Source organism: Corynebacterium sp. Marseille-P3884 (assembly GCF_017942225.1).
Taxonomy (GTDB): domain Bacteria; phylum Actinomycetota; class Actinomycetes; order Mycobacteriales; family Mycobacteriaceae; genus Corynebacterium.
Window position 1 is genome coordinate 180,743 of the sequence record NZ_JAGKSD010000002.1, and the last position, 20,902, is coordinate 201,644.

Below are 20,902 nucleotides of genomic sequence, written 5' to 3' on the forward strand. Positions count from 1 at the left end.
CACCATGACATTCACCCCGGACCGCACCCACGTTCTCGCGGCGGTGCTCATGACTGGCATCGCTCTCATCGGAATCTCTTGGGCCCCGCTCAAGCTCGGCTGGCTGCTCATTTTCCCGATTATTTTCATCGTGTGGGTATTCACCGCTAAAACCCGGGTGGACGATAGCGGCATCACCGTGTCCTACCTGTTCAAGAAGAATGCGCACCTGCCGTGGGACCAGCTCCGCGGAATCGGTTTCGAAGGGTCCAGCGCCAAAGTCGCCACCGTAAACGGCGAGGAGTACACGCTGCCCGGAGTAACGTTCAATTCATTGCCGGATCTCGCGGAAGCCTCCTCGGGCCGCATCGCGGACGTGATCACGCAGGCCTCTGAGGCAGCGGACGGAATGATGGAGGTCACCGACCAGGAAGGAAATTCCATCCTGGTCACTCCTGAGGAATACGAGGAGCGCACCGCCGCCGGCGAAAAGCTTTCGAAGCCTGCTACAGGCACCAGCGAAAGCCGCAAAGAATGAAAGAACTGTAAAGAGGACGAGGACTGACACACATGCCTAACTCAATCCCGCTTCGTTCCCGCGTCACCACTGTCGGCCGCCAGGCAGCCGGCGCCCGCGCGCTGTGGAAAGCCACCGGCACGAAGGATAATGAATTCGGTAGGCCGATCGTAGCCATCGTCAACTCGTACACCCAGTTCGTGCCCGGCCACGTGCACCTGAAGAATGTCGGCGATATCGTCGCGGAAGCCGTCCGCGAGGCCGGCGGCATTCCGAAGGAATTCAACACCATCGCCGTCGATGACGGCATCGCGATGGGCCACGGCGGCATGCTGTATTCCCTGCCCAGCCGCGAAATCATTTCCGATTCCGTCGAGTACATGGTCAACGCCCACACCGTCGACGCGATGGTGTGCATCTCCAACTGCGACAAGATCACCCCGGGCATGCTCAATGCGGCAATGCGCCTGAACATCCCCGCCGTGTTCGTCTCCGGCGGCCCGATGGAGGCCGGCAAGGCCGTGGTCATCGACGGCATCGCGCAGACCGGGACGAAGACCAACCTCGTTGACGCGATGTCCAGCTCCGCCAACGACGCGATTTCCGATGAAGACTTGGACCGCATCGTCGAATCCGCCTGCCCCACCTGCGGCTCGTGCTCCGGCATGTTCACGGCGAATTCGATGAACTGTCTGACTGAGGCTCTCGGTCTGTCCCTGCCGGGCAACGGCACCACCTTGGCCACCCACACCGCACGTCGCCGCCTGTTCGAGCGCGCCGGCGAAGCTGTCATGGACATCGCGCGCCGCTACTACGGTGAGGGCGACGAGTCGGTGCTGCCGCGCAGCATCGCCACCCGCGAAGCCTTCCGCAACGCCATGGCTCTGGACATGGCCATGGGCGGATCCTCTAACACGATCCTGCACACCTTGGCCGCTGCCCAGGAGGGCGAAGTCAACTTCGACCTGAAGGACATCGACGAGCTTTCCCACGAGATCGCCTGCATTTCCAAGGTCGCCCCGAACGGTGACGCCCACATCGAGGATGTCCACCGCGCCGGCGGTATCCCCCGCATCCTGGGCGAGCTGAACCGCGCCGGACTGCTCAACACCGATGTCCACTCCGTGGCGTATTCGAATCTGCAGGACTGGCTCGACGAGTGGGATATCCGCGGCGGCAATGCGACTGAGGAGGCCATCGAGCTCTTCCACGCCGCCCCCGGCGGGGTGCGTTCGTCTGAGGCATTCTCCCAGTCCAACCGCTGGGATGAGCTGGATACCGACCCGGTTGGCGGTGTCATCCACGACTTCGAGCACCCCTTCACCTCCGACGGCGGCCTCGTCGTCCTGCGCGGCAACCTTGCCGAGGACGGAGCGATCCTCAAGACCGCCGGCGTCGAGGAAGAGCTGTGGGAGTTCTCCGGCCCCGCACGCGTTGTGGATTCGCAGGAGCAGGCGGTGTCCATGATTCTCGCCCGCGAAGTCCAACCTGGCGACGTGGTGGTCATCCGCTACGAGGGCCCCGCCGGCGGACCGGGCATGCAGGAGATGCTCCACCCGACGTCCTTCCTCAAGGGCGCAGGTCTGGGCAAGGTCTGTGCCTTGATCACGGACGGCCGTTTCTCCGGCGGCACGTCGGGCCTGTCCATCGGGCACATCTCCCCCGAGGCAGCCCAGGGCGGGCTGATCGGCTTGATCGAAAACGGCGACACGATCCGCATTTCAGTGCGCGACCGCAAGCTGCAACTCGAGGTCGACGACGAAGTCCTGGACCGCCGCCGTGCGGAGATGGAGCTGCGGGACAACCCGTTCACCCCGAACCGCACCCGCCACGTGACCAAGGCGCTGCGCGCGTACTCGAAGATGGCCACATCGGCCGATAAGGGTGCAGTGCGTCGCGTGGACTAGCGTTGTAGCGCACGCCCCCGTACAACCCACAGGATCACAACATGCCGCTTCTTCTTTTGCTCGGCGTCGTGCTCGGCGCGATCAATCTCGGCCAAAATCTGCACTTTGCGGTCAACGAGACGCTTCTCGACGTCGGCGTTTTCCGCGATGCCGGCGCAGCCTTTCTCAACGGCGACCCGTTGTACGAGGGCTTCCCCACCCGAAGCGGTTTCGCGTTCATTTATCCGCCGTTCGCTGCCCTGCTTTTCGTTCCCCTGACCTGGGTTCCGGAAGTCGCGATGGACATCATGTGGAACTGCTCCATCATCGCCGCGCTCTTCGGCATCATCGCGATGGCGTGCCACCGCCTGGGCTTGCGCCCGTGGTGGGCGTGGGCAGCTGCTCTGACAGGCTTTGCCACCTGCCTAGACACGGTGTACATGAACCTGTACTACGGGCAGATCAATATATTTCTCGTCTTCTTGGTGGCGGCGGATGTACTGGGCTACACCCCGAAGGCGATCCGGGGCTTGGGCATCGGCATCGCCGCCGGAATCAAGCTCACCCCCGCGGCCTACGCAGTGATCTTCCTGGCACGCAAGGACTGGTGGTCGGTCGCGCGTTCAGCGGGCTTCTTCCTACTCACCGCGCTCATCGGTTTCGCATTCCGCCCGCGTGAATCGCTGTACTTCTGGACGGAGGAATTCTTCAAAACCGACCGCGGTGGCGATGTGCATTACCCGCCAAACCAGGGCCTCGGCGGGATGCTGTCGAGGGGGCTGGTGGACGTGGGAATCGTCGACAAGCTCTCCCCTGTCTTTCTCCTCGTCTTCGCTGCGGCGACGATCTTCATCGCATACCGCTTGGAGGAGCGCGGCCGCAGCGTCGAGGCCCTGCTTGTGACAGTATTGGGCATCTCCCTGGGCGGGCCGTTCGCGGTGTCCCACCACTGGGCCGGCATCGTGCTGGTGCTGCCGCTCATCTTCGCGGTGCGCGAGCAGGGCTTGCGTGTCCTGCTCGCGGTCGCCGCGGGTGCATGGATCGTGCCGGGCTACGAACTGGTGGCCGAGGAAGAGGCGCAGAACTTCGAGTGGCCGTTGTGGTTCAACAGCAATGTCATCGGCCTGATGGGCCTGGCAATCTTCGTGGCGTACCTGGTCCTCGCGATCGGCGGGCGCTTCAGCGCCGAAGTGCTAGGCGAAGACCCAGAGCAGGACCGCAGCGGCGATGCCGAGCGCGGCGCAGATCCACGAGCTGGCCATCGGGCGGCGCGTCCAGCTACGGCTGAAATCGATGCCGAACAGGCCCGGGCCGGTGAACTGAACAGCTAGCGCCATGCCCGCCAGGGCGATCGCCAGCCAGACCGACGGCTCCCACGCGAAGATATCGCTCGTGGACTCGGATGTCATCACCGCGTTGATGGCGGTAAAGCCCGTCGCGGCGACAGCGACCATCGACGCGACCGGCGTGAGCAGACCGAGAACGAGGAACACGCCCGCACCCAGCCCCATGGACGGCAGCGCGATCGCGAGTAGATGCGGGTAGTTGTACGACGCCAGCTCGTCCTCCAGGCCCGCGAGCCCCGCGTTGCCGCCGAGCTGGAACAGGACCGCCAGAGACGTCAGGATTAGCACGCCGCCGAGCACGAGACGCAGAATCAGCAGGCCGACATCGATCGTTCCGCGGCCGATCGGCGGCTGCGGCTGGGATGCGCCCGCGACATCCGCAGTGGAAGCAGCGCTTTCTTGCGTGAGGCTCTCCGCCCCCTCCGTCGTGTGCAGTGTGCCCGCCGTGCTCACGGTGCTGGCTGCCACCGGTTCTTCAACCGGTTGCTTCACCGCAGGTTCAGCGCTGGTGGCAGGTTTCGCGGCCGCGTCGACGTCCGGCTCGTCGACCCGATCGACGCTAATGTCAACGGGCTTGTCGCGCGGTGCGCTCTTCGGCGCCGCGGGAAGAACCTCCGTCGGGGCGGCCTTACCGGTGCGGGTATAGACATTGGAGGCCGGCACCACCTCCAAATCGTCCAGATCATCGAGGTGGTCCAGATCGGTGACGTCCTCGAGCTTTCGCGCCTTGTTCGCGGACGTGTCTACGGGCTTTTTGCTGCCTTTATCACTCATGCTTTCAAATTTAAGGCAGGAAAACACCGCGATCGGACTGCCACGCAGGGACTTCTACGTGGACAGATCCAGAAATAATCCCCCCACGGTCAGCCGCGGGTGCGCGAGGCCGTCGCCCCAGCCCAGATATTGATGCCGGCGTCGTGGGCGATATCGTCGATAAGCGAAAGCTCCTCCTCGCTGAACTCGAGGTTGTCGACGGCGTCGAGGTTCGCGTCGAGCTGCTCCACGCTGGACGCGCCGATGAGTGTACTGGTGACCGTGCACTCTGCCTGGTCGCGCAAGACCCACGCGATGGCCATCTGCGCGAGCGTCTGGCCGCGCTTGGCAGCAACCTCGTTGAGCTTGCGCGCCATGGCGATATTGTCCTCGCTCAGCATGCCCTCGCTCAACGACTTGCCCGCCGCGGCGCGGGAATCAGCCGGGATTCCGTCCAAATAACGGTCGGTGAGCAGGCCCTGAGCCAACGGGGAGAACGCGATGACGCCCAGCCCGCTCTCCGCCGCGGACTGAAGCAGGGAGTATCCGTCCTCGCCCGGCTGCTCGATCCACCGGTTGACCATGGAATAGCTGGGCTGGTGAATCAGCAGCGGGCAGCCCTCCCCTGCCATGATTTCAGCTGCCTCGGCGGTGAGCTCCGGTCCGTAAGAGGAAATACCGGCATACAGCGCCTTGCCCGATGCCACGATGTCGCGCAATGCGTACATGGTCTCCTCCAGCGGGGTATCTGGGTCCGGGCGGTGGTGGTAGAAAATGTCCACGTAGTCGAGCCCGAGCCGATCGAGCGACGCATCCAGCGAGGACATCAGGTACTTGCGCGAACCCCCGAAACCGTACGGGCCTTCGTGCATGTACCAGCCCGCCTTCGACGAAATGATGAGCTCATCCCGGTGCGCAGCGAAGTCCTCGGCGAGGATGCGCCCGGCGTTGAGTTCCGCTGATCCGGCGGGTGGGCCATAATTATTGGCGAGGTCGAAGTGAGTGACGCCTCGGTCGAAGGCACGGCGCATTATTGCTCGCTGGTTTTCAATCGGCTTGTCGTCACCGAAGTTGTGCCAGAAGCCCAATGAGACCGGCGGGAGTTTCAGGCCAGAATTGCCCACTCGGCGAAACCAGTCGTCCCTATTACGGTCATAACGGTCCTGAGCTGCAGTGTAGGCATCCATGTGCGCCCATTGTGCCACAACTTTGTTACTCTCACTCCGATCGTTATTTTCTCTAAATCCCCCTACACAAAGGTTCTTCGATGAAGAAAACCCTGAAAGTGGCCATGGCGCTCGTCGGCCTCACAGTCGGCGCCGGCTTCGCCTCCGGCCAAGAAATCATCCAATACTTCCTCTCCTTCGGCTACTGGGGCATCGTCGGTGCCGCCGTCGCCGGCACCGCGATCGCGATCTTCAGCGCATTCGTCTACCAGCTCGGCTCCTACTATCTGGCCGACAACCACAGTGTCGTCTTCGAAAGTGTGTCCCGCCCCCTGCTGGCGAAGTACATGGACTACACCACGATGTTCACCTTGTTCTGCATTGGCTTCGTCATGGTGGCCGGCGCGGGCTCAAACATGGAGCAGCAATTCGGCTTCCCAACCTGGATCGGGTCCGCGATCATGGTCGGGCTGCTCGTGCTGTCCGGGTTCCTCGACGTGGACAAGCTGACCAACGTCATCTCGCTGATCACGCCTCTTCTGGTCGTCTGCATCATCGGCGCATTCATCATCACGATGATGAACATGCCGGACAACCTCGGCGAACTCAATGAGCTTGCCCAGACTAACCAGCATGCATCGGGCACCTTCGGCAACTGGTTCATCACCGCCATGAACTACGCCACGCTCGTGATGATCATGGACTGTTCCATGATGCTCGTCTTCGCCGGCTCCCACATGAACCCGGCTCAGACCGGCAAGGGCGGTCTCCTCGGCGGCATTATCTTCGCGGTCCTGCTGATGATCCTGGTGTTCATCCTGTTCTTCAACATGGAGCACATCATGGGCGCGGACCTGCCGCTGCTCATGGTCTTCGACACCATGCACCCGGCCATCGGCACCGGGGTCTCGATCGTCATCTACCTCATGATTTACAACACCGCCGTCGGCCTGTTCTACGCCCTCGGACGCCGCCTGAGCCACGATAAGCCGGAGAAATTCCGTCCCTACTACTTCATCGTTGTGGCGATCGGCTTCGCGCTGTCCTTCATCGGCTTCGCAGACCTGGTCGGCTGGGTGTACCCGCTCCTGGGCTACCTGGGTCTCATCCTGGGCGTCGTCATGGCTGTCGCTTGGTTCCGCGACCGCAAGAAGATCCAGGACGAGACCGGCCGTCGCGAGCGTCTCGCCGAGCTGGCAGAAACGCAGCTCCGCCCCGAATCCGACAACCTGTCCGCCGACGAGCGCAGCGAGGTCGACGACCTGACTAAGGATTCGAATATCGAAGACCAGAACCTCTGGCACTCCGTCCAGGAGGAGGTCGCCGCCGACCTCGACGCGGACGATTCCAACGAGTTCAGCTTGAAGAATGTTCCCGCCCTCGACCCGGATTCTGATTCATACGGCGGCGCCCCCGAATCGAAGGGCGATTCCATCGACTGGAAGTCCTACGAGGAGATGTACAAGACCGGCGAGTTCCCGGCCATCAAGCCCGAGAAGAAATAGCTTTTCGCTTCTCGACGCCGCCCCCTGCACTGATTCGGGGGCGGCGTTTTTCATGGCTGCCCCCGCTACCGCCAAGGCAACCATTCCCCCAAAAACGCGAAAGGTAACAATCAAACGGTAACCCCGCCCTGTTAGGTGCACCTTTTCGGACACACCGGCTCAGGTTCGAGCATTATTACCGTTTGATTGTTACCTTTCGCCGAATCGAAGCCTCAGCGACTAGTCCGCGAGCTTCTTCGCGATGATCTCGTTAATGGACTTCGGATCGGCCTTGCCCTGCGTCGCTTTCATCACCGCGCCAACGATCGCGCCGGTGACCTTGGTGTTGCCGGCCTTGTACTTCTCCACGATGTCCGGGTTGGCGGCCAGGGCTTCGTCGACGGCGGCCTCAATGGCACCGTCGTCACGCACGACCTCGAGGCCACGCTTTTCGACGACCTCGTCGACGTTGCCCTCCCCTTCGATGACACCGTCGATGGCCTGGCGGCCGAGCTTGGTGGTGAGTTTGCCTTCCTTGACCAGCTCGACCACGCGGGCGACATCGGCCGGGGTGACGCCGAGTGCGTCAAGGTCGCGGCCCAGCTCATTGCCCTTGCCGGCGATATAGGAAACCCACCATGCGCGGGCTTCGTCCGGCGTCGTGCCAGCCTCGACGGTGTCGACGATGAGATCGAGCGCACCGGCATTGACCAGGTCGCGGAATTCCTTCTCCGGCAGTTGCCACTCCTCTTGGATGCGTGCGCGGCGCACCCACGGAAGCTCCGGCAGGGTCGCGCGGATTTCTTCGACCCACTCCGGCTTCGCGATGACGGGCGGCAGATCCGGGTCGTTGAAGTAGCGGTACTCGCTGGCCTCTTCCTTCGGGCGGCCCTTAGACGTGGAGCCGTCGGACTCCTGGTAGTGGCGGGTCTCCTGGACGATCTCACCGCCGGCCTCGAGCACACCGGCGTGACGCTGCATCTCGTATCGCACAGCCTGCTCGACGGACTTCAGCGAGTTGATGTTCTTGGTCTCGGTGCGGGTACCGAATTTCTCCTGGCCCTTCGGACGGAGCGAAACGTTGGCGTCACAACGCATCGAGCCCTGGTCCATGCGCGCATCGGACACGCCGAGCGCCTTGACCAGCTCACGCAGGGCGCCGACGTACGCACGGGCGACCTCCGGGGCACGCTCGCCGGCGCCCACGATCGGCTTGGTCACGATCTCGATCAGCGGGATGCCCGCACGGTTGCAGTCCACCAGCGATGCCGTCGCACCGGAAATGCGGCCGGAGGCGGAACCCAGGTGGGTCAGCTTGCCGGTGTCTTCCTCCATGTGGGCGCGCTCGATCTCCACGCGCCACTCAGTGCCGTCGTCGAGCACGACGTCGAGGTAGCCGTCGTAGGCGATCGGCTCGTCGTACTGCGAGATCTGGTAGTTCTTCGGCTGGTCCGGGTAGAAGTAATTCTTGCGCGCGAAGCGGGAGGACTCGGCGATCTTGCAGTTGAGCGCCAAACCGATCTTGATGGCCCATTCCACGCCCTTGGCGTTGACCACCGGCAGCGCGCCCGGCAGGCCGAGCGAGACCGGGTCGACATTGGTGTTCGGTTCCGCACCGAAGTGGGCGGACGAGGTGGAGAACATCTTGGTCTCCGTGGACAGCTCCACGTGCACCTCGAGACCCATCACCGGGTCGTACTTTTCCAGGACGTCGCTGTAATCCATCAGGTCGTACGCAGTCATGGTTGCCAAGTGTAGTGCCCCTGCGCCGCCGCCGAGACGATAGCTCCGTTTAGGCGTCCACCTCGCCGCGAGCGGTATCGCACCGAAGCGTCACCCGAATTAATAGGCACGGCATGTATATTGATCGGCGTTATGAATGATCTGAAATCCTCCCGGGCACCTGTTGCGCTCGGGCTTATTCTTTGTGTCCTGGTTATGGCAGTACTGGCCTTCCCCCGCATTGTCGACGCCACCACTTCCAACAGTGAATCCCGCGCGGAACAAAACCCGGTGGAGCTGGGCGGAATCGGCGTTCCCGACGGCCAAGGCGGCACGCTGAGCTGTTCGAACCCGTCCGGATTCACCGGCAACACGATCACGTGGGATTGCGGTGACACACGCATCGCCGGCCGCTCCGAGGCCACCCCCGACGATAGCGAAAGGGCGCTCGCCCGCCACCACCGCGCGATGACGCTGACCCGCACCGTGGACGCGAGCGACGTCGACTCCCCGCGCGTTGGCATTTACGTCAAGAGCAGCGAAGACAGCGACGGCAGGTTCGTCTCTGTTTCCGTCACCGACGGAGCAACAACCCAGTACTTCACGTTCGGCGGCCCCGAAGCCGACGAACTGTCACAACGACTTATCGACGACGCCCCCGCCAACTCCGACGACTCCCACCCCAAGGAGGACTCCAAGTGACCGACAAGAATGCTCTTTTCTTGCGCATCGCAGCCGCGGTGATTCTCCTCGCCTCCGGCGCGTGGTCGGCGCTGTATCTGTCCCAGCTCCCAATCAACGGGAGCATGGCCGCAATGAGCGTGGTCGGCGTGGCGCTCTGGTTGCTGCTTGCCTGGCTGATCTTGCGCGGCCACCCCGGTAGGCTCCATCATTCGACGCCAGCATTCATCCTTGCCGGATTCTTCTCCGGAGCGACGCTGCTCGCCCCAGCATTGACGACGAATACCTCCGCCATCGCTTTCAAGGACTGGCTGGGGCTGGACAACCTGGTCTTCGGTCTCCTCTCCCCCGTCACTGAGGAGCTGCTGAAGTTCACTGTGGTGTTCGTGCTGTGCACCATGGTGTTTCGCATCCGTCGCCCGATTGAGGCTGTGACAATCGCGATCGCTGTCGGGCTCGGCTTCGCCGCGGCGGAGAACGCCACGTACATCATGCGCGCCGCGCTTAATAACCTGAATTCGGATCTCGAAGGCTCACTTATCGGCATCGGTATCCGCACGCTCCCCGGACCGTGGGGACATTCGATTTACTCCGGTCTAGCTGCCTGGGGCTTGGGCAATTTCCTGTGCCGCACCGACAAATCCATCGGCTGGCGCGTAGGCCAACTCGTCGGCTGGTACGCGCTCGGCTACGGCATCCACGCCGTCTTCAATTCTGTTGCCGAACTGCCCGGCGACGTAGCGCCAGTCATCGGTTTTCTCGCCGCTCTCGTCTTCAAATGGGTGGCCGGTATCTGGCTCTATCTGCGCAGCCGGAAGATCGGCCGCCGCGATATCCCGGAAACACCCACTGAACCAGAAACGGTCTAGGCACCCAGTCGCGCCTCGAGCGAGGTCTTCACCTCGGGCCACTCGGTGTCCAAGATGGAGTAGACGCACGTGTCGCGCACGAGACCGCTCTTGAGGATCTTGTGGCGGCGCAGCACTCCGTCGAGCTTGGCACCGAGGCTCTCGATGGCGGCGCGCGACTGGCGGTTCATAAAGTGGGTGCGGATCTCCACGCGCAAGCAACCGAGATCATCGAAAGCACGCTGGAGCATGAGCAGTTTTGCAGCCTTATTGAACGGCGCGCCCTGGGCATCTTTGGTGATCCACGTCGACCCAATCTCGATGCTCCGGTTCACGGGATCCGGGTGCAGGAACGTGGTCACGCCGATGGCGTTGCCGGCCGGGTCGACGATCGCCCACGGGGCGCGCTCGCCGCGCTCCTGATCGGCGAGGTTCTTCTCGATGTATTCCGGCACGCCATCCGGCGTCGGGATGTGGTCCTGGTACCAGAGCTCAGACAAGTCACCGACGCACGAAGCCAAAGAATCGGCATGGTCGAGGCTGAGCGGCTCCAGCGTGACCCACTCATTGCGCATTGTCGGGTTGTCACTGAAATTCATCGGGACCTCCTGAAGAATTCAACGGTGCGCGCCACGCCCTCGTCGAGAGTGACGGTGGGCTCCCACCCGAGAACCTCCCGTGCACGGGCATAGGAAAGGGCGGAGCGGGGGACGTCGCCAAGCCGTGGCGGGAAATCTTCCGGCGTATCGGGCGCGCCCGCATGTTTCGCTACCAAGCTGTGCAGATCGCGGTCGGTGGTCTCCACTGAGGTGCCGATATTGAAGCGTGTGCCGTCGCCGCGCTCACCTGCCGCGAGAACGAACGCGCGCGCAACGTCGCCGACATAGACGTAGTCACGGGTATTCGTTCCGCCGCCGAAGATCTTCGTCGGATTGCCGCGCAGGAGATTCTCCGCGAAAATCGCCACGACCCCGGCTTCGCCGTGCGGGTTCTGCCGCGGGCCGTACACATTCGCCGGCGCGATGAAACTCGCTTGCATTCCGTACAGGTGGCGGTAAGTGCCCAGGTACTGCTCACCAGCGAGCTTCGACGCGGCATACGGCGAGTGCGGATCGACGGGGAAGGACTCGTCCACCGGGAATTCGCTCGGCGCGCCGTAAATCGATCCGCCAGACGAGGTGTGCACGATCTTGCGCACGCCAGCCTTCCGCGCGGCTTCCGCGACATTGATCGTGCCCAGAATATTCGCCTGCGCATCGAGGATCGGGTCGTCGACGGATTTGCGCACGTCGATCTGCGCGGCGAGGTGGAAGATCACTTCAGGAGCAAGCTTATCGACGACATCCCCTAGCCCCTTATCCCCCACGTCCCCCTCGACGAGCTCCACTGCAGTCTGGTGGCTGATGTTATCGAGCCGCCCGCTGCTCAAATTGTCCAGCACGGCGACCTCGTGGCCTGCCATGACGAGCTGATCGACGAGATGAGATCCAATGAAGCCGGCACCGCCGGTGACGAGAGTGCGCACGCGGTGATTCTAACCGACGGCTATCCGAACATAGACCGCGCGGTCCGAATGCGGCGCTCAGGCACGCGTTTGAGGTTCTCCACCGCGTCGGCAAGCGGGACGAGCGTGATGTCCTCGCCGCGCAGCGCGACGGTCATACCGAAATTGCCCTCGTGCGCCGCGCGAGCCGCATGCACGCCGTAGCGGGTGGCCAGCACGCGGTCGTACGCCGTTGGGGTGCCGCCGCGCTGCGTGTGACCGAGCACCGTCGTGCGCACGTCGTAGCCCAGGCGGCGGTGAATCTCGTCGCCAATGATCTGGCCCATGCCCTTGAACGTCTTGTGGCCGAACTCGTCCTCTTCGCCAAGGCCCGCGTCCATCGTGCCTTCCTTCGGCACTGCGCCCTCAGCCACGACGATGATGCCGTACTTCTCCCCCATCTGGAAGCGGCGTTCCATCGCCTTGCAGATGTCCTCGATATCGAAGGGGTCCTCCGGGATGACCGTGTAGTGCGCGCCGCCGGCCATGCCCGCGTGCAGTGCGATCCATCCGACGTGGCGGCCCATCACCTCGACGATGAGGATTCGGTTGTGCGATTCCGCAGTGGTGTGCAGCCTGTCGATCGCGTCCGTGGCCACCGACACCGCGGTGTCGAAACCGAAGGTGTAGTCGGTGGCATTGACGTCATTGTCGATCGTCTTCGGCACGCCGACTACCGGAATGCCGTTGTCGGAGAGCCACTTCGCACCCTTGAGCGTTCCCTCGCCGCCGATCGGGATCAGCGCGTCGATGCCCGCGTCTGCGAGATTGCTCTTGATCTGGTCGATGCCCGCCTTGAACTTATCCGGGTGCAGGCGACCGGTGCCCAGAATCGTTCCGCCGCGCAACAGAATCGAGTCGATGAATGCATCGTCGTACAGGTCCTGGCGCAGGTCGTCCATGAGTCCCACCCAGCCGTCTTGATAACCGACGACAGTGGAACCGAACTCCGAGCTAGCGGTGCGGACAATGGCGCGGATGACAGCATTGAGACCGGGGCAATCGCCGCCGGAAGTGAGTGTGGCAAGACGCATGGGACCCAGATTAGCGTGATTGGGCGGTGCTGTCCGGCTCTCAGGCCGCAGCCGAGCTTCGGGCCCGCAACGGAACCGACGCGAGTGCGCCCACGAGCATCGCCCCGAGCGGCAGCGCCACTGCCCACCCGGCGGTGTCCGCGATCTCCCCACCGGCCAGCACCATGCCGACGAGCGCGACACCGAGCACGCTGCCCACCTGCCGCGCGGTGTTGTACAGCCCCGAGGCGGCGCCAGTCTGGTGCTCCGCGATGCCCCGCATAGTCACCGCCGCGTTCGGCGCCCACACGAAGGCCCCGCCGATGCCGAGCAGCGATGTGACGGCCATGAACCACCACACGCCCGCCGACGCCTCGATCAACGCGATCGCCAGCCCCAGGCCCGCCGCGCAGACCGTGAATCCGGCGATGCAGAGCTTGCCCGGGTCGCGTCTGTCCGTCAGGTACCCCGCGACTGGGGTGAGCACGAGCGCGAAGACCGACATCGGCGCGGTAATCAGACCGGAAGCCGTGGGAGATGCGCCAGCGACGGTCTGCAGCCAGTACATCAGCGGAATGAACATCGACGCGACGGTGAACCCCATCGCCGCCACACCCACCGCGCCGAGGGCGAACGACCGGTCGCGCAGAAGCTCCACCGGCAAGAAGCCGTGGTCCTCCCCGTTGCGCGCCGCCACAACGAGCGCCACAAGCGAGACCACGCCCAAGACGAGCACGATCCACTGCCCGAACTGGATGCCGTAGACCAAGCACCCGAGCCCGCCGAATGACAACAGCACAGGGACCAGGTACACCCGCTGCTGCCCCGCCGGGAGCTTCGGTAAGGCGGCAAGTCCCGCGACCAGAGCAGCGGCACCGAGAGCCGCTTGCACGACAAATGCCGCGCGCCAGCCGGAGAATTCCGCGATCGAGCCACCGGCTACCGGCCCGATGAGCGAAGCGACCGAGCCGATCACGCCCCACACAGCAAATGCGCGCCCCTGTTTATCCTCGCTGAAAACCCGCGGAATCAACCCGAAAGCTTGTGGCAGGAAGACCGCGGCACCGAAACCCTGCAGGCCACGCGCGGCGACGAGTGAGCCGAACGACCAGGAAGCACCCGCGAAGACGAGCGCGGCGACATAGACCGCCAACCCGATCAGGAAGACCCGGCGCTGCCCGTAGGCGTCGCCGAGCCTGCCCGTCGCAGGCATGGGCGCCACGGTGCACAGGAGGTACATGCTGGTCAGCCACACCGCATCGCCGACGTCGAATGGCAGCAGCGGAGTGATCACGGGCATGAAGCCCTGATCGATCAGAACCAGAAAATACCCCGCAGCGAGCGCTGCAAGGGTATTCCAGGGATTAACGGCGGGCTTCAAAAGCAGCAGCCACGCGGTAGAGACGCTCGTCGGCGAATGCTGGAGCGATGAGCTGCAGGCCGACCGGCAGACCCGTGTCGGTGGCGGTGCCCGCCGGAACGGACATGCCCGGCAGACCAGCCAGGTTCAGCGGCAGCGTGAACAGGTCGAAGTTGTACATCGCCAGCGGGTCGTCGACCTTGTCGCCGAGCTTGAACGCCGTGGTCGGCGTCGCCGGGCCGGCGATGATGTCCACCTGCTCGAAGGCCTTGGCGAAGTCCTGCGCCACGAGTGTGCGGATACGCTGCGCCTGCAGGTAGTACGCGTCGTAGTAGCCGACGGACAGGGCGTAGGTGCCCAGGATGACGCGGCGCTTGACCTCTTCACCGAAGCCCTCGCCGCGGGTGAGCGCCATGACCTCCTCAGCGGAGTGCTTTCCGTCGTCACCGACGCGCTGGCCGTAACGCATGCCGTCGAAACGCGCGAGATTCGAACTGACCTCGGAGGTCTGGATCAGGTAGTACGCACCCATGACGTGGGCGAAATTCGGGCAATCGACCTCGACGATTTCCGCACCCTGGGATTCCAGTTGCGCAATCGCCTTATCGACGGCCTCTGCCACCCCACTCTGCGTTCCCTCGCCACCGAACTGCTTCACGCGTCCGACTTTGACACCGGACAGGTCGCCGGAGGCACCCTCGCGGGCCGCGGCGACGACCGGGCTGACCGGACGGTCGACGCTGGTGGCGTCGAATTCGTCGTGGCCAGCGATCACTTCGTGGAGCAGCGCGGTGTCGAGCACGTTATTCGCGCACGGGCCGCACTGGTCGAGCGAGGACGCATTGGCGATCATGCCATAGCGCGAGACCGCGCCGTAGGTCGGCTTCACGCCGACGGTGCCGGTCAGGGACGCCGGCTGGCGGATCGAACCGCCGGTGTCGGTGCCGATGCCCAGCGGGGCCTGGCCCGCAGCGAGCGCCGCCGCGGTGCCGCCGCCGGAACCACCCGGGGTGCGGTCCAGGTCGTGCGGGTTGCGGGTGACCTTGTAGGCCGAATTCTCCGTCGAGGAGCCCATGGCGAACTCATCGAGGTTGGTCTTGCCCAAAATCGGGATGCCTGCCTCGCGGATCTTGGTCACGATCGTCGCGTCGTACGGGCTCATGTAGCCCTCGAGCATCTTCGACGCAGCCGTCGTCGGCGCGTCGGTGGTGACGAACAGGTCCTTCAGCGCCAGCGGCACACCGGCGAGCGGGGACGCCGGAGCTTCGCCAGCCTTCACAGCGGCGTCGACCTCGTCGGCCGTCTTCAGCGCTTCCTCTGCACCGACGTGGAGGAAGGCACCGATGGTCTCATCGGTCTCGGCAATGCGGTCCAAGAATGCCTGGGTGACCTCGCGGGAGGTCACCTCACCGGCCTGGATCTTCTCCGCCAGGACATGCGCCGGCAGACTGGTCAAGCCTTCGGCGGGAATGGTGTAGTCGGCCATTAGTCTTCCTCCCCCAGGATCTGCGGAACCATGAAGCGGTCATCCTCCACCTCGGGCGCCTGGTCGAGGGCCTGCGCCTGGGTGAGGGTGGTGCGCTGGACGTCGTCACGCATTGCCGCTTCCACGCTGTGCGGGTGACTCATCGGCTCAACGCCTTCGGTGTCCACTGCCTGCACTGCGGAGACGGCCTCCACGATGGTGTCCAGCTGTCCTGCCAGCTGGTCCAGCTCCTCGTCGCTGACGGCGATGCGCGCCAACCGCGCGATGCCTGCGACCTCCTCGCGGGAGATTCCTGAGGCTTCAGCCACGTTGTCCCACCTTCTTCAATCCTCGGGTTGCGGTTAACGCGCCTTATCTTACGTCACGCCACGAGACTTACCCGCGAGCGGTAAGACGCACCGGTAGCGATGCCCAGCCGCCCACCGGATGGATCTCGCGCTCTCCCTCGCCCGCGCGGGAAAGCTCCACTGCTGCGCACAATTCCTCGGTGAATGCCTGCAGCTCAATCACCGACAGTTCCTTGCCGGGGCACGCGTGCGGGCCGGCGCCCCACACTAGGTTCTGCGCGGCGTTCGCGTCCGGGTCGAAGCCGTCGACGTCGGCGAAGGTGTCCGAGTCGCGGTTGGCGGCCGTCCAGTGAATGCGCACCTTCTGCCCCTCGGGCAGCTCGACATCGCCGAGGGAGACCGGGCACGTGGTGACGCGACGGTTGCTCACGAACGGGGAATCCGCGCGCAGGATCTCGTCGGCGATCGCCGTGAACTCAGCACGGGAGACACCCTGGGACAAACGGTCCTTCAGCTCTGGGTGCTCAATCAGCGCCTCGATAATGACGCCAATGCAATACGCCATGGAGCTCAGATCACCGGCCGTCCAGTTACGCAGCACGGAGACAATCTCTTCGAATTCCAGCGGGCGGCCAAGACTCTCGTCGCGCACGAGGTGCGACGTGACCGAATCATCGGGGTTGTCGAGCAAAGGCTCCACGACAGAGCGGATGATGTCGTCGAAACGCTCCGCGACCGCGGCAGTGCGCTCAAGCTGTCCGGATCGCGTCGCCGCGTTATTGTCCGCGACCCACGCGACGAGCACGTCGTTGATGTCTTCCGGCCAGCCCAGCCACGCCGTCATCGCGCGCACGGCGTACTGCGCGCCGATATCGCCGACCGCGTCGACGGAATCTTTCGCAGCCGCGTCGCGGACGATCTCACGGGCCAGCTCACGGAAGTCCGGTTCGAGGTGCTCGACTGCCGGCGCGTCGAGGTATTGCTCGATCATCGCGCGGACCTTGGTGTGCTCCTCACCGTCAAGGCCATTGGGCAGCTGCATGAAGCGCGACACTGCGGAGGAATAGCGCTGCGGGTCCTCGGCCACCTCGCGGGCAAGATCGTGTCCGGCGACGACGACCTCGTCACCGTCCTTTGCCACCTTCGTTCCGCCCCGGAGAAGATTGTCTCCGTAAGTCCGGGGTTCAGTCCCTGCAAGTGAGGTTTCTAGCAGTTCATCGGTATGCAATTTCTGCCTCCTATCGAAAGTGCGTTCAGTCCGTCACCCGATGGTACGCCCGCGCCCGGTACCCCTCATTGCTATAAATAGGGCCATGTCCTACCTGATCCGCGTCGTCCTCCCCGACACCCCCGGCAGTCTCGGCGAGCTCGCCGAGGCCTTCGGCATGCTCGACGCGAATATCAAGTCCGTCGACATCGTTGAAACGACCTTTGCCGACGAAAAAGCGGTGGTAACAGACGATATCGTGGTCGAGCTGCCCACCGGAACCATGGTCGATTCGCTCATCACCGCCGCCGCGTCCGTCGATGGCGTCGAGGTCGATTCGATCCGCCCGTTCACCGGCCGCGTCGACCGTCGCGAGCAAGTACAGATGCTCGCCCGCGTCGCCAACCAGGTCCGCGACCTTCCCGCCGCAATGCAGGAGCTCGTCTCCGTCATGCCCCTTGCCTTGACTTCCTCGTGGGCCATCGTCTTGCGCGACACAGGTGAAGGCAGCGAGCGCGTCGCCGCATCCCAGGCAGCCCCGGGAGACGACGGTTCCGCGCCCGTGCTTATCGACGTCTCCGAGGCCCGCATCCTCCGCGACGACACCGACACGTGGGTACCCGAATCCTGGTGGATGCTCGATTCCACCTTGGCCGTCACTCCCCTGGCCACGACCGGCCTATACATGGTGGTCGGCCGCACCGGCGGACCTGACTTCCTCGCCTCCGAGGTCACCCACATCGGCGACCTTGGCGCCATTGTCGGTGCTCTCGTCCGGTAGAAGTCGCGAGAGCTACCGCATCCATCTGTAATTTTCGCCCGCGGTGACCGGCCGTTCATGCTTACTATGGACAGGGAAACTCTCTCCCCCAAACACACCTCACACCATGGAGTCGAAAATGCGCACCAGCTTCGCCACCCTTGTCATCGTCGCTGCTCCCCTCCTCACACTGACCGGCTGCTCGTTCACACAGTCCATTGACCAGGCGGAGGTCGAAACCCAGATTTCCGATAGCCTCGAGGAGCAAGTCGGCCAGCGCCCTGATTCCGTCGAGTGCCCGGGCGATCTCGATGGCGAGGTTGGCGCCACGATGCGCTGTACGCTGACCGCCGGAGACACGAAGTTCGGTGTCGGCGTTGAGGTCACCAGCGTCGAGGGCAACAATGCGAAATTCGACATCAAGGTCGACGACCAGCCGATGCAGTAGCAGCCCGGCTCGTTCTAGTCTGCTTTTCCGGTCTCCAGCAGCTGCTCGAACTGGGCTTCGTCCAAAATAGTGATGCCCAAGTCCCGGGCCTTCTGCTCCTTGGAGCCCGCGTTCTCGCCGACAACGACATAGTCGGTCTTCTTGGACACGGATCCCGACGCCTTACCTCCGCGCGTGAGAATCGCCTCCTTGGCGGTCACACCAGCAGCGGCCCACTTATCGACGATCTCCACGTGCCAGTCCACCTCAAACCAGTCCCTGAAGGATTCGACGATGAGGTGCCCACGCCGTCACTCCCCTGGGCACGACCGGCCTACATGGTGGTCGGCCGCACCGGCAGCCCCGATTTCCTCGCCTCCGAGGTCACCCACATCGGCGACCTCGGCGCCATTGTCGGCGCCTTGGCGCGTTAGGCCCGCACCCCCCGGGAGCCACCGCCCCACACAAGCGATTTCAAAGCGCGCTCCGGCGCGCTTTTTATTGCCCCGACACCGAGCAGTTCAAGAATCCTCGACAATTGCAACAATATTTTATAATCTTGGAATTGTGGACCAGCAGACTTCTAAACTGACTCAAACTTATTCCAGTTTCTTGGAACGGCTAGGAGCTCTCGAAGGGCGCGTCGCGGCCTTGGAATCCCAAGCGTCATCGTCCGGCGGCACCTCCCCGCTCACCCGCACCACCGGCGAGTACTGGATCGTCGACGGAGTGGAGGCGTCCCGGCCGCAATCTGGAGCGCAGGCAGGAGCAGACAATGAGCCAGACAATGGCGCACTCGTCTTCGGTGGTTCCGTCCGTATCAACGGCCGCGAATACGCGTACCAGTGGCAGCGCGAAACTGATTATCTGCTGGACCACGAATGGGACGAATACACCGAGCGGATCGCCGCTATCGCGCACCCTATCCGCGGAGCGATCCTCCGCCGGCTCCTCACCAAACCTGCGTCAGTCGCAGAACTCGTGGAGGAAGCAATCGTTTCTTCTACCGGCACCGGCTACCACCACCTTGGGGCCCTTCAGGACGCGGGGTGGGTCGCCAAGCTCAACGGCCACTTCGAGGTGCGCCCCGCCCGCGTCGTCCCACTGTTGACCATCATCGCAGCAGGAGAAGATCACTAATGACCACGAAGCAGAACACCCGCAACCAGCAAAGGCGTTTCGGTCCTACCGCACTCATCGTCGCCGGGGTCGCCGCTCTCTCGACACTTTCATTGCTCATCGCATTCGGGCCCCGCCCCATCGCGTTGGCGACGCAGCATACCGGCGAGGAAGAAATCTCCACGCTACTTGAATCAGGCGCCGACCCAGGCTCCAACGAGCTCGCCGCTTTCGTCAGCGAAGACGGGGAGGTCCGCTTCGGCGGGCTGGGTGCAGACGAGAACACTGAGTTTGAAATCGGCTCTCTCACCAAGACATTCAACGGCGAACTCGCCCGCCAGCAGATCGAGGCTGGCACTCTGCGCCTCGACACTCAAGTCCAAGACATTATTGACGCCGCCGGCACGCCCATTGCTGATGTCACCCTCGAAGAGCTTCTCAACCACACATCCGGATTGTCGCGGCTCGAAAGCATTGGTCTCCCGCAGTTCCTCTCCATGATGGTGCGCGACGGCGGGAACCCGTACCGCGGAGATACCCCAGAGGATATTTTCGCTGCTGCCACTAATCCGAAGTTGAAGCTAAAGGGCCGCGGCGAGGAGAACTACTCCAATTTCGGCCATGCGCTGCTCGGTCAGTTGCTCGCCAAGAACGCAGGTATGAGCTATGACGAGCTCCTTCGCACGAAGATCCTCGAACCCGCCGGCATGACTTCGACGTTCCTCGCCTTGCCCGGAACCGCCGACGGTCATCCGCAAGGACTCACTTTGGCCGGCCGTCCCGCGGAACGGTGGGAAATGAATGGCTGGGCGCCCGCTGGCGCGATTCGCTCCACTGCCAAGGACATCGCGAAATACGTCGACTGGATCTCCGCGCACGGTGGCCCGGATCTCGGCTGGGCTGAGTTGGAGGACGACGGAACGGCATACACCTTCCACAACGGCGGCACCGGGGGCTACAGCACGATGCTCGTCTGGGACCCGGCGAATCCCCGGCGCGCCGCCTTCGTGGCCAATTCCAGCGAAGCAAGCGTCGACGACCTCGGCATCAAACTGTTGAAAGGAACCCAGCGATGATCAATTTGCTACTCACGATCGCTATTCTCGCGCTCGCAACGTTCACTGCGGTGCGCGGAGTGCGCTCCCCCATTGTCGGGCTTATCGACGCCGTCTTCACCGTCCTCATCGTCTTCCTCCTGGCCCGCGGAATGAGCTGGAATACCGACCTGCCTATATTTGCGTGGTGGTTGCTCGCTCTCTGGGGCGCAGCCCTCGTCGGCTTCCAGGCCGCCCGTGTGGCGGCACGCTCCTAGAGCACC

Annotated in this window: 20 protein-coding genes and 3 pseudogenes; 12 read left to right on the forward strand and 11 right to left on the reverse strand. The window is 63.6% G+C overall.

All coding sequences use genetic code 11. From position 1 onward, the window contains the following. The first annotated feature begins 4 nt into the window (after positions 1–4). The 3 genes from J5Y21_RS01895 to J5Y21_RS01905 are packed head-to-tail and all read left to right on the forward strand — an operon-like array spanning position 5 to position 3,713. Entirely contained in the window at positions 5–517 is a 513-nt protein-coding gene (locus J5Y21_RS01895) for a PH domain-containing protein (protein WP_210572196.1), read from the forward strand. Between the two features lie 32 nt (positions 518–549). Then, on the forward strand, positions 550–2,403 hold the full coding sequence (ilvD, locus tag J5Y21_RS01900) for a dihydroxy-acid dehydratase (protein ID WP_210572197.1): 1,854 nt from the start codon (positions 550–552) through the stop codon (positions 2,401–2,403). A 41-nt stretch (positions 2,404–2,444) separates the two neighbouring features. After that, the gene (locus J5Y21_RS01905) at positions 2,445–3,713 is read left to right on the forward strand and encodes a glycosyltransferase 87 family protein (protein ID WP_210572198.1); all 1,269 of its coding nucleotides are present in this window, start codon (positions 2,445–2,447) and stop codon (positions 3,711–3,713) included. Between the two features lie 102 nt (positions 3,714–3,815). Here J5Y21_RS01905 and J5Y21_RS11625 read toward each other — a convergent pair. Both J5Y21_RS11625 and J5Y21_RS01910 read right to left on the reverse strand, forming a co-directional pair. Then, a pseudogene (locus tag J5Y21_RS11625) lies at positions 3,816–4,502 on the reverse strand (DoxX family membrane protein); the annotation flags it as partial. Between the two features lie 89 nt (positions 4,503–4,591). Beyond that, complete coding sequence (locus tag J5Y21_RS01910; RefSeq protein ID WP_210572200.1) at positions 4,592–5,668, reverse strand: aldo/keto reductase; 1,077 nt, start codon at positions 5,666–5,668, stop codon at positions 4,592–4,594. Between the two features lie 80 nt (positions 5,669–5,748). Between J5Y21_RS01910 and J5Y21_RS01915 the strand changes: the two genes are divergently transcribed. Further along, on the forward strand, positions 5,749–7,152 hold the full coding sequence (locus J5Y21_RS01915) for a hypothetical protein (RefSeq protein ID WP_210572202.1): 1,404 nt from the start codon (positions 5,749–5,751) through the stop codon (positions 7,150–7,152). Between the two features lie 219 nt (positions 7,153–7,371). Here J5Y21_RS01915 and gatB read toward each other — a convergent pair whose 3' ends face one another. Next, positions 7,372–8,874: an Asp-tRNA(Asn)/Glu-tRNA(Gln) amidotransferase subunit GatB gene (gene gatB, locus J5Y21_RS01920; RefSeq protein WP_210572204.1), complete on the reverse strand. Its 1,503-nt coding sequence runs from the start codon at positions 8,872–8,874 to the stop codon at positions 7,372–7,374. A 195-nt stretch (positions 8,875–9,069) separates the two neighbouring features. On the opposite strand from gatB, the gene J5Y21_RS01925 reads away from it, so the two are divergent. Then, positions 9,070–9,555, forward strand: coding sequence for a hypothetical protein (locus tag J5Y21_RS01925; RefSeq protein ID WP_210572206.1), 486 nt, complete (start codon positions 9,070–9,072; stop codon positions 9,553–9,555). Then, positions 9,552–10,403 carry a PrsW family intramembrane metalloprotease gene (locus J5Y21_RS01930; RefSeq protein WP_210572208.1) on the forward strand — a complete coding sequence of 284 codons (852 nt, stop codon included), beginning with the start codon at positions 9,552–9,554 and terminating at the stop codon, positions 10,401–10,403. Before J5Y21_RS01925 ends, J5Y21_RS01930 begins: the two co-directional genes overlap by 4 nt. Here the strand turns inward: J5Y21_RS01930 and J5Y21_RS01935 are convergent. The 7 genes from J5Y21_RS01935 to J5Y21_RS01965 all read right to left on the reverse strand — a co-directional run bounded on the left by J5Y21_RS01935 (position 10,400) and on the right by J5Y21_RS01965 (position 17,212). Further along, positions 10,400–10,981 (reverse strand): GNAT family protein, encoded by a 582-nt coding sequence (locus J5Y21_RS01935; protein WP_210572210.1) that lies wholly within the window; start codon positions 10,979–10,981, stop codon positions 10,400–10,402. The genes J5Y21_RS01930 and J5Y21_RS01935 overlap by 4 nt on opposite strands. Beyond that, positions 10,978–11,907 (reverse strand): NAD-dependent epimerase/dehydratase family protein, encoded by a 930-nt coding sequence (locus J5Y21_RS01940; protein ID WP_210572211.1) that lies wholly within the window; start codon positions 11,905–11,907, stop codon positions 10,978–10,980. Before J5Y21_RS01940 ends, J5Y21_RS01935 begins: the two co-directional genes overlap by 4 nt. 20 nt (positions 11,908–11,927) lie before the next feature. Next, positions 11,928–12,959 (reverse strand): ATP-dependent 6-phosphofructokinase, encoded by a 1,032-nt coding sequence (locus tag J5Y21_RS01945; RefSeq protein WP_210572212.1) that lies wholly within the window; start codon positions 12,957–12,959, stop codon positions 11,928–11,930. Positions 12,960–12,999: 40 nt separating this feature from the next. Beyond that, positions 13,000–14,319, reverse strand: coding sequence for an MFS transporter (locus J5Y21_RS01950; protein WP_210572213.1), 1,320 nt, complete (start codon positions 14,317–14,319; stop codon positions 13,000–13,002). Then, entirely contained in the window at positions 14,303–15,784 is a 1,482-nt protein-coding gene (gene gatA, locus J5Y21_RS01955) for an Asp-tRNA(Asn)/Glu-tRNA(Gln) amidotransferase subunit GatA (protein ID WP_210572214.1), read from the reverse strand. Before gatA ends, J5Y21_RS01950 begins: the two co-directional genes overlap by 17 nt. Continuing rightward, entirely contained in the window at positions 15,784–16,092 is a 309-nt protein-coding gene (gatC, locus tag J5Y21_RS01960) for an Asp-tRNA(Asn)/Glu-tRNA(Gln) amidotransferase subunit GatC (protein WP_210572216.1), read from the reverse strand. Before gatC ends, gatA begins: the two co-directional genes overlap by 1 nt. 67 nt (positions 16,093–16,159) lie before the next feature. After that, complete coding sequence (locus J5Y21_RS01965; RefSeq protein WP_349236905.1) at positions 16,160–17,212, reverse strand: cytochrome P450; 1,053 nt, start codon at positions 17,210–17,212, stop codon at positions 16,160–16,162. Between the two features lie 172 nt (positions 17,213–17,384). Between J5Y21_RS01965 and J5Y21_RS01970 the strand changes: the two genes are divergently transcribed. Continuing rightward, complete coding sequence (locus tag J5Y21_RS01970; protein ID WP_210572219.1) at positions 17,385–18,059, forward strand: amino acid-binding ACT domain protein; 675 nt, start codon at positions 17,385–17,387, stop codon at positions 18,057–18,059. A 118-nt stretch (positions 18,060–18,177) separates the two neighbouring features. Then, the gene (locus tag J5Y21_RS01975; protein ID WP_210572222.1) at positions 18,178–18,486 is read left to right on the forward strand and encodes a DUF4333 domain-containing protein; all 309 of its coding nucleotides are present in this window, start codon (positions 18,178–18,180) and stop codon (positions 18,484–18,486) included. Between the two features lie 14 nt (positions 18,487–18,500). Here the strand turns inward: J5Y21_RS01975 and J5Y21_RS01980 are convergent. After that, positions 18,501–18,770 (reverse strand): annotated as a pseudogene (locus J5Y21_RS01980) (BRCT domain-containing protein); the annotation flags it as partial. 33 nt (positions 18,771–18,803) lie between these two features. Between J5Y21_RS01980 and J5Y21_RS01985 the strand changes: the two are divergent. The 4 genes and pseudogenes from J5Y21_RS01985 to J5Y21_RS02000 all read left to right on the forward strand — a co-directional run. Further along, a pseudogene (locus tag J5Y21_RS01985) lies at positions 18,804–18,899 on the forward strand (amino acid-binding ACT domain protein); the annotation flags it as partial. 178 nt (positions 18,900–19,077) lie between these two features. After that, complete coding sequence (locus tag J5Y21_RS01990) at positions 19,078–19,605, forward strand: winged helix-turn-helix domain-containing protein (RefSeq protein WP_246874845.1); 528 nt, start codon at positions 19,078–19,080, stop codon at positions 19,603–19,605. After that, positions 19,605–20,660, forward strand: coding sequence for a serine hydrolase domain-containing protein (locus J5Y21_RS01995; protein WP_210572224.1), 1,056 nt, complete (start codon positions 19,605–19,607; stop codon positions 20,658–20,660). The genes J5Y21_RS01990 and J5Y21_RS01995 overlap by 1 nt, the downstream gene beginning before the upstream one ends. Beyond that, the gene (locus tag J5Y21_RS02000; protein WP_210572227.1) at positions 20,657–20,896 is read left to right on the forward strand and encodes a hypothetical protein; all 240 of its coding nucleotides are present in this window, start codon (positions 20,657–20,659) and stop codon (positions 20,894–20,896) included. Before J5Y21_RS01995 ends, J5Y21_RS02000 begins: the two co-directional genes overlap by 4 nt. Positions 20,897–20,902 lie beyond the last annotated feature (6 nt).

Bases quoted from the DNA above. Each gene is read 5' to 3' on its own strand.
- J5Y21_RS01925 (WP_210572206.1), top strand. From the start codon at position 9,070: ATGGCAGTACTGGCCTTCCCCCGCATTGTCGACGCCACCACTTCCAAC.
- gatA (WP_210572214.1), bottom strand. From the start codon at position 15,784: ATGGCCGACTACACCATTCCCGCCGAAGGCTTGACCAGTCTGCCGGCG.
- ilvD (WP_210572197.1), top strand. From the start codon at position 550: ATGCCTAACTCAATCCCGCTTCGTTCCCGCGTCACCACTGTCGGCCGC.
- J5Y21_RS01915 (WP_210572202.1), top strand. From the start codon at position 5,749: ATGAAGAAAACCCTGAAAGTGGCCATGGCGCTCGTCGGCCTCACAGTC.
- J5Y21_RS01910 (WP_210572200.1), bottom strand. From the start codon at position 5,668: ATGGATGCCTACACTGCAGCTCAGGACCGTTATGACCGTAATAGGGAC.
- J5Y21_RS01970 (WP_210572219.1), top strand. From the start codon at position 17,385: ATGTCCTACCTGATCCGCGTCGTCCTCCCCGACACCCCCGGCAGTCTC.
- J5Y21_RS01975 (WP_210572222.1), top strand. From the start codon at position 18,178: ATGCGCACCAGCTTCGCCACCCTTGTCATCGTCGCTGCTCCCCTCCTC.
- J5Y21_RS01905 (WP_210572198.1), top strand. From the start codon at position 2,445: ATGCCGCTTCTTCTTTTGCTCGGCGTCGTGCTCGGCGCGATCAATCTC.
- J5Y21_RS01995 (WP_210572224.1), top strand. From the start codon at position 19,605: ATGACCACGAAGCAGAACACCCGCAACCAGCAAAGGCGTTTCGGTCCT.
- J5Y21_RS01945 (WP_210572212.1), bottom strand. From the start codon at position 12,959: ATGCGTCTTGCCACACTCACTTCCGGCGGCGATTGCCCCGGTCTCAAT.
- J5Y21_RS01935 (WP_210572210.1), bottom strand. From the start codon at position 10,981: ATGAATTTCAGTGACAACCCGACAATGCGCAATGAGTGGGTCACGCTG.
- J5Y21_RS02000 (WP_210572227.1), top strand. From the start codon at position 20,657: ATGATCAATTTGCTACTCACGATCGCTATTCTCGCGCTCGCAACGTTC.
- J5Y21_RS01895 (WP_210572196.1), top strand. From the start codon at position 5: ATGACATTCACCCCGGACCGCACCCACGTTCTCGCGGCGGTGCTCATG.
- gatB (WP_210572204.1), bottom strand. From the start codon at position 8,874: ATGACTGCGTACGACCTGATGGATTACAGCGACGTCCTGGAAAAGTAC.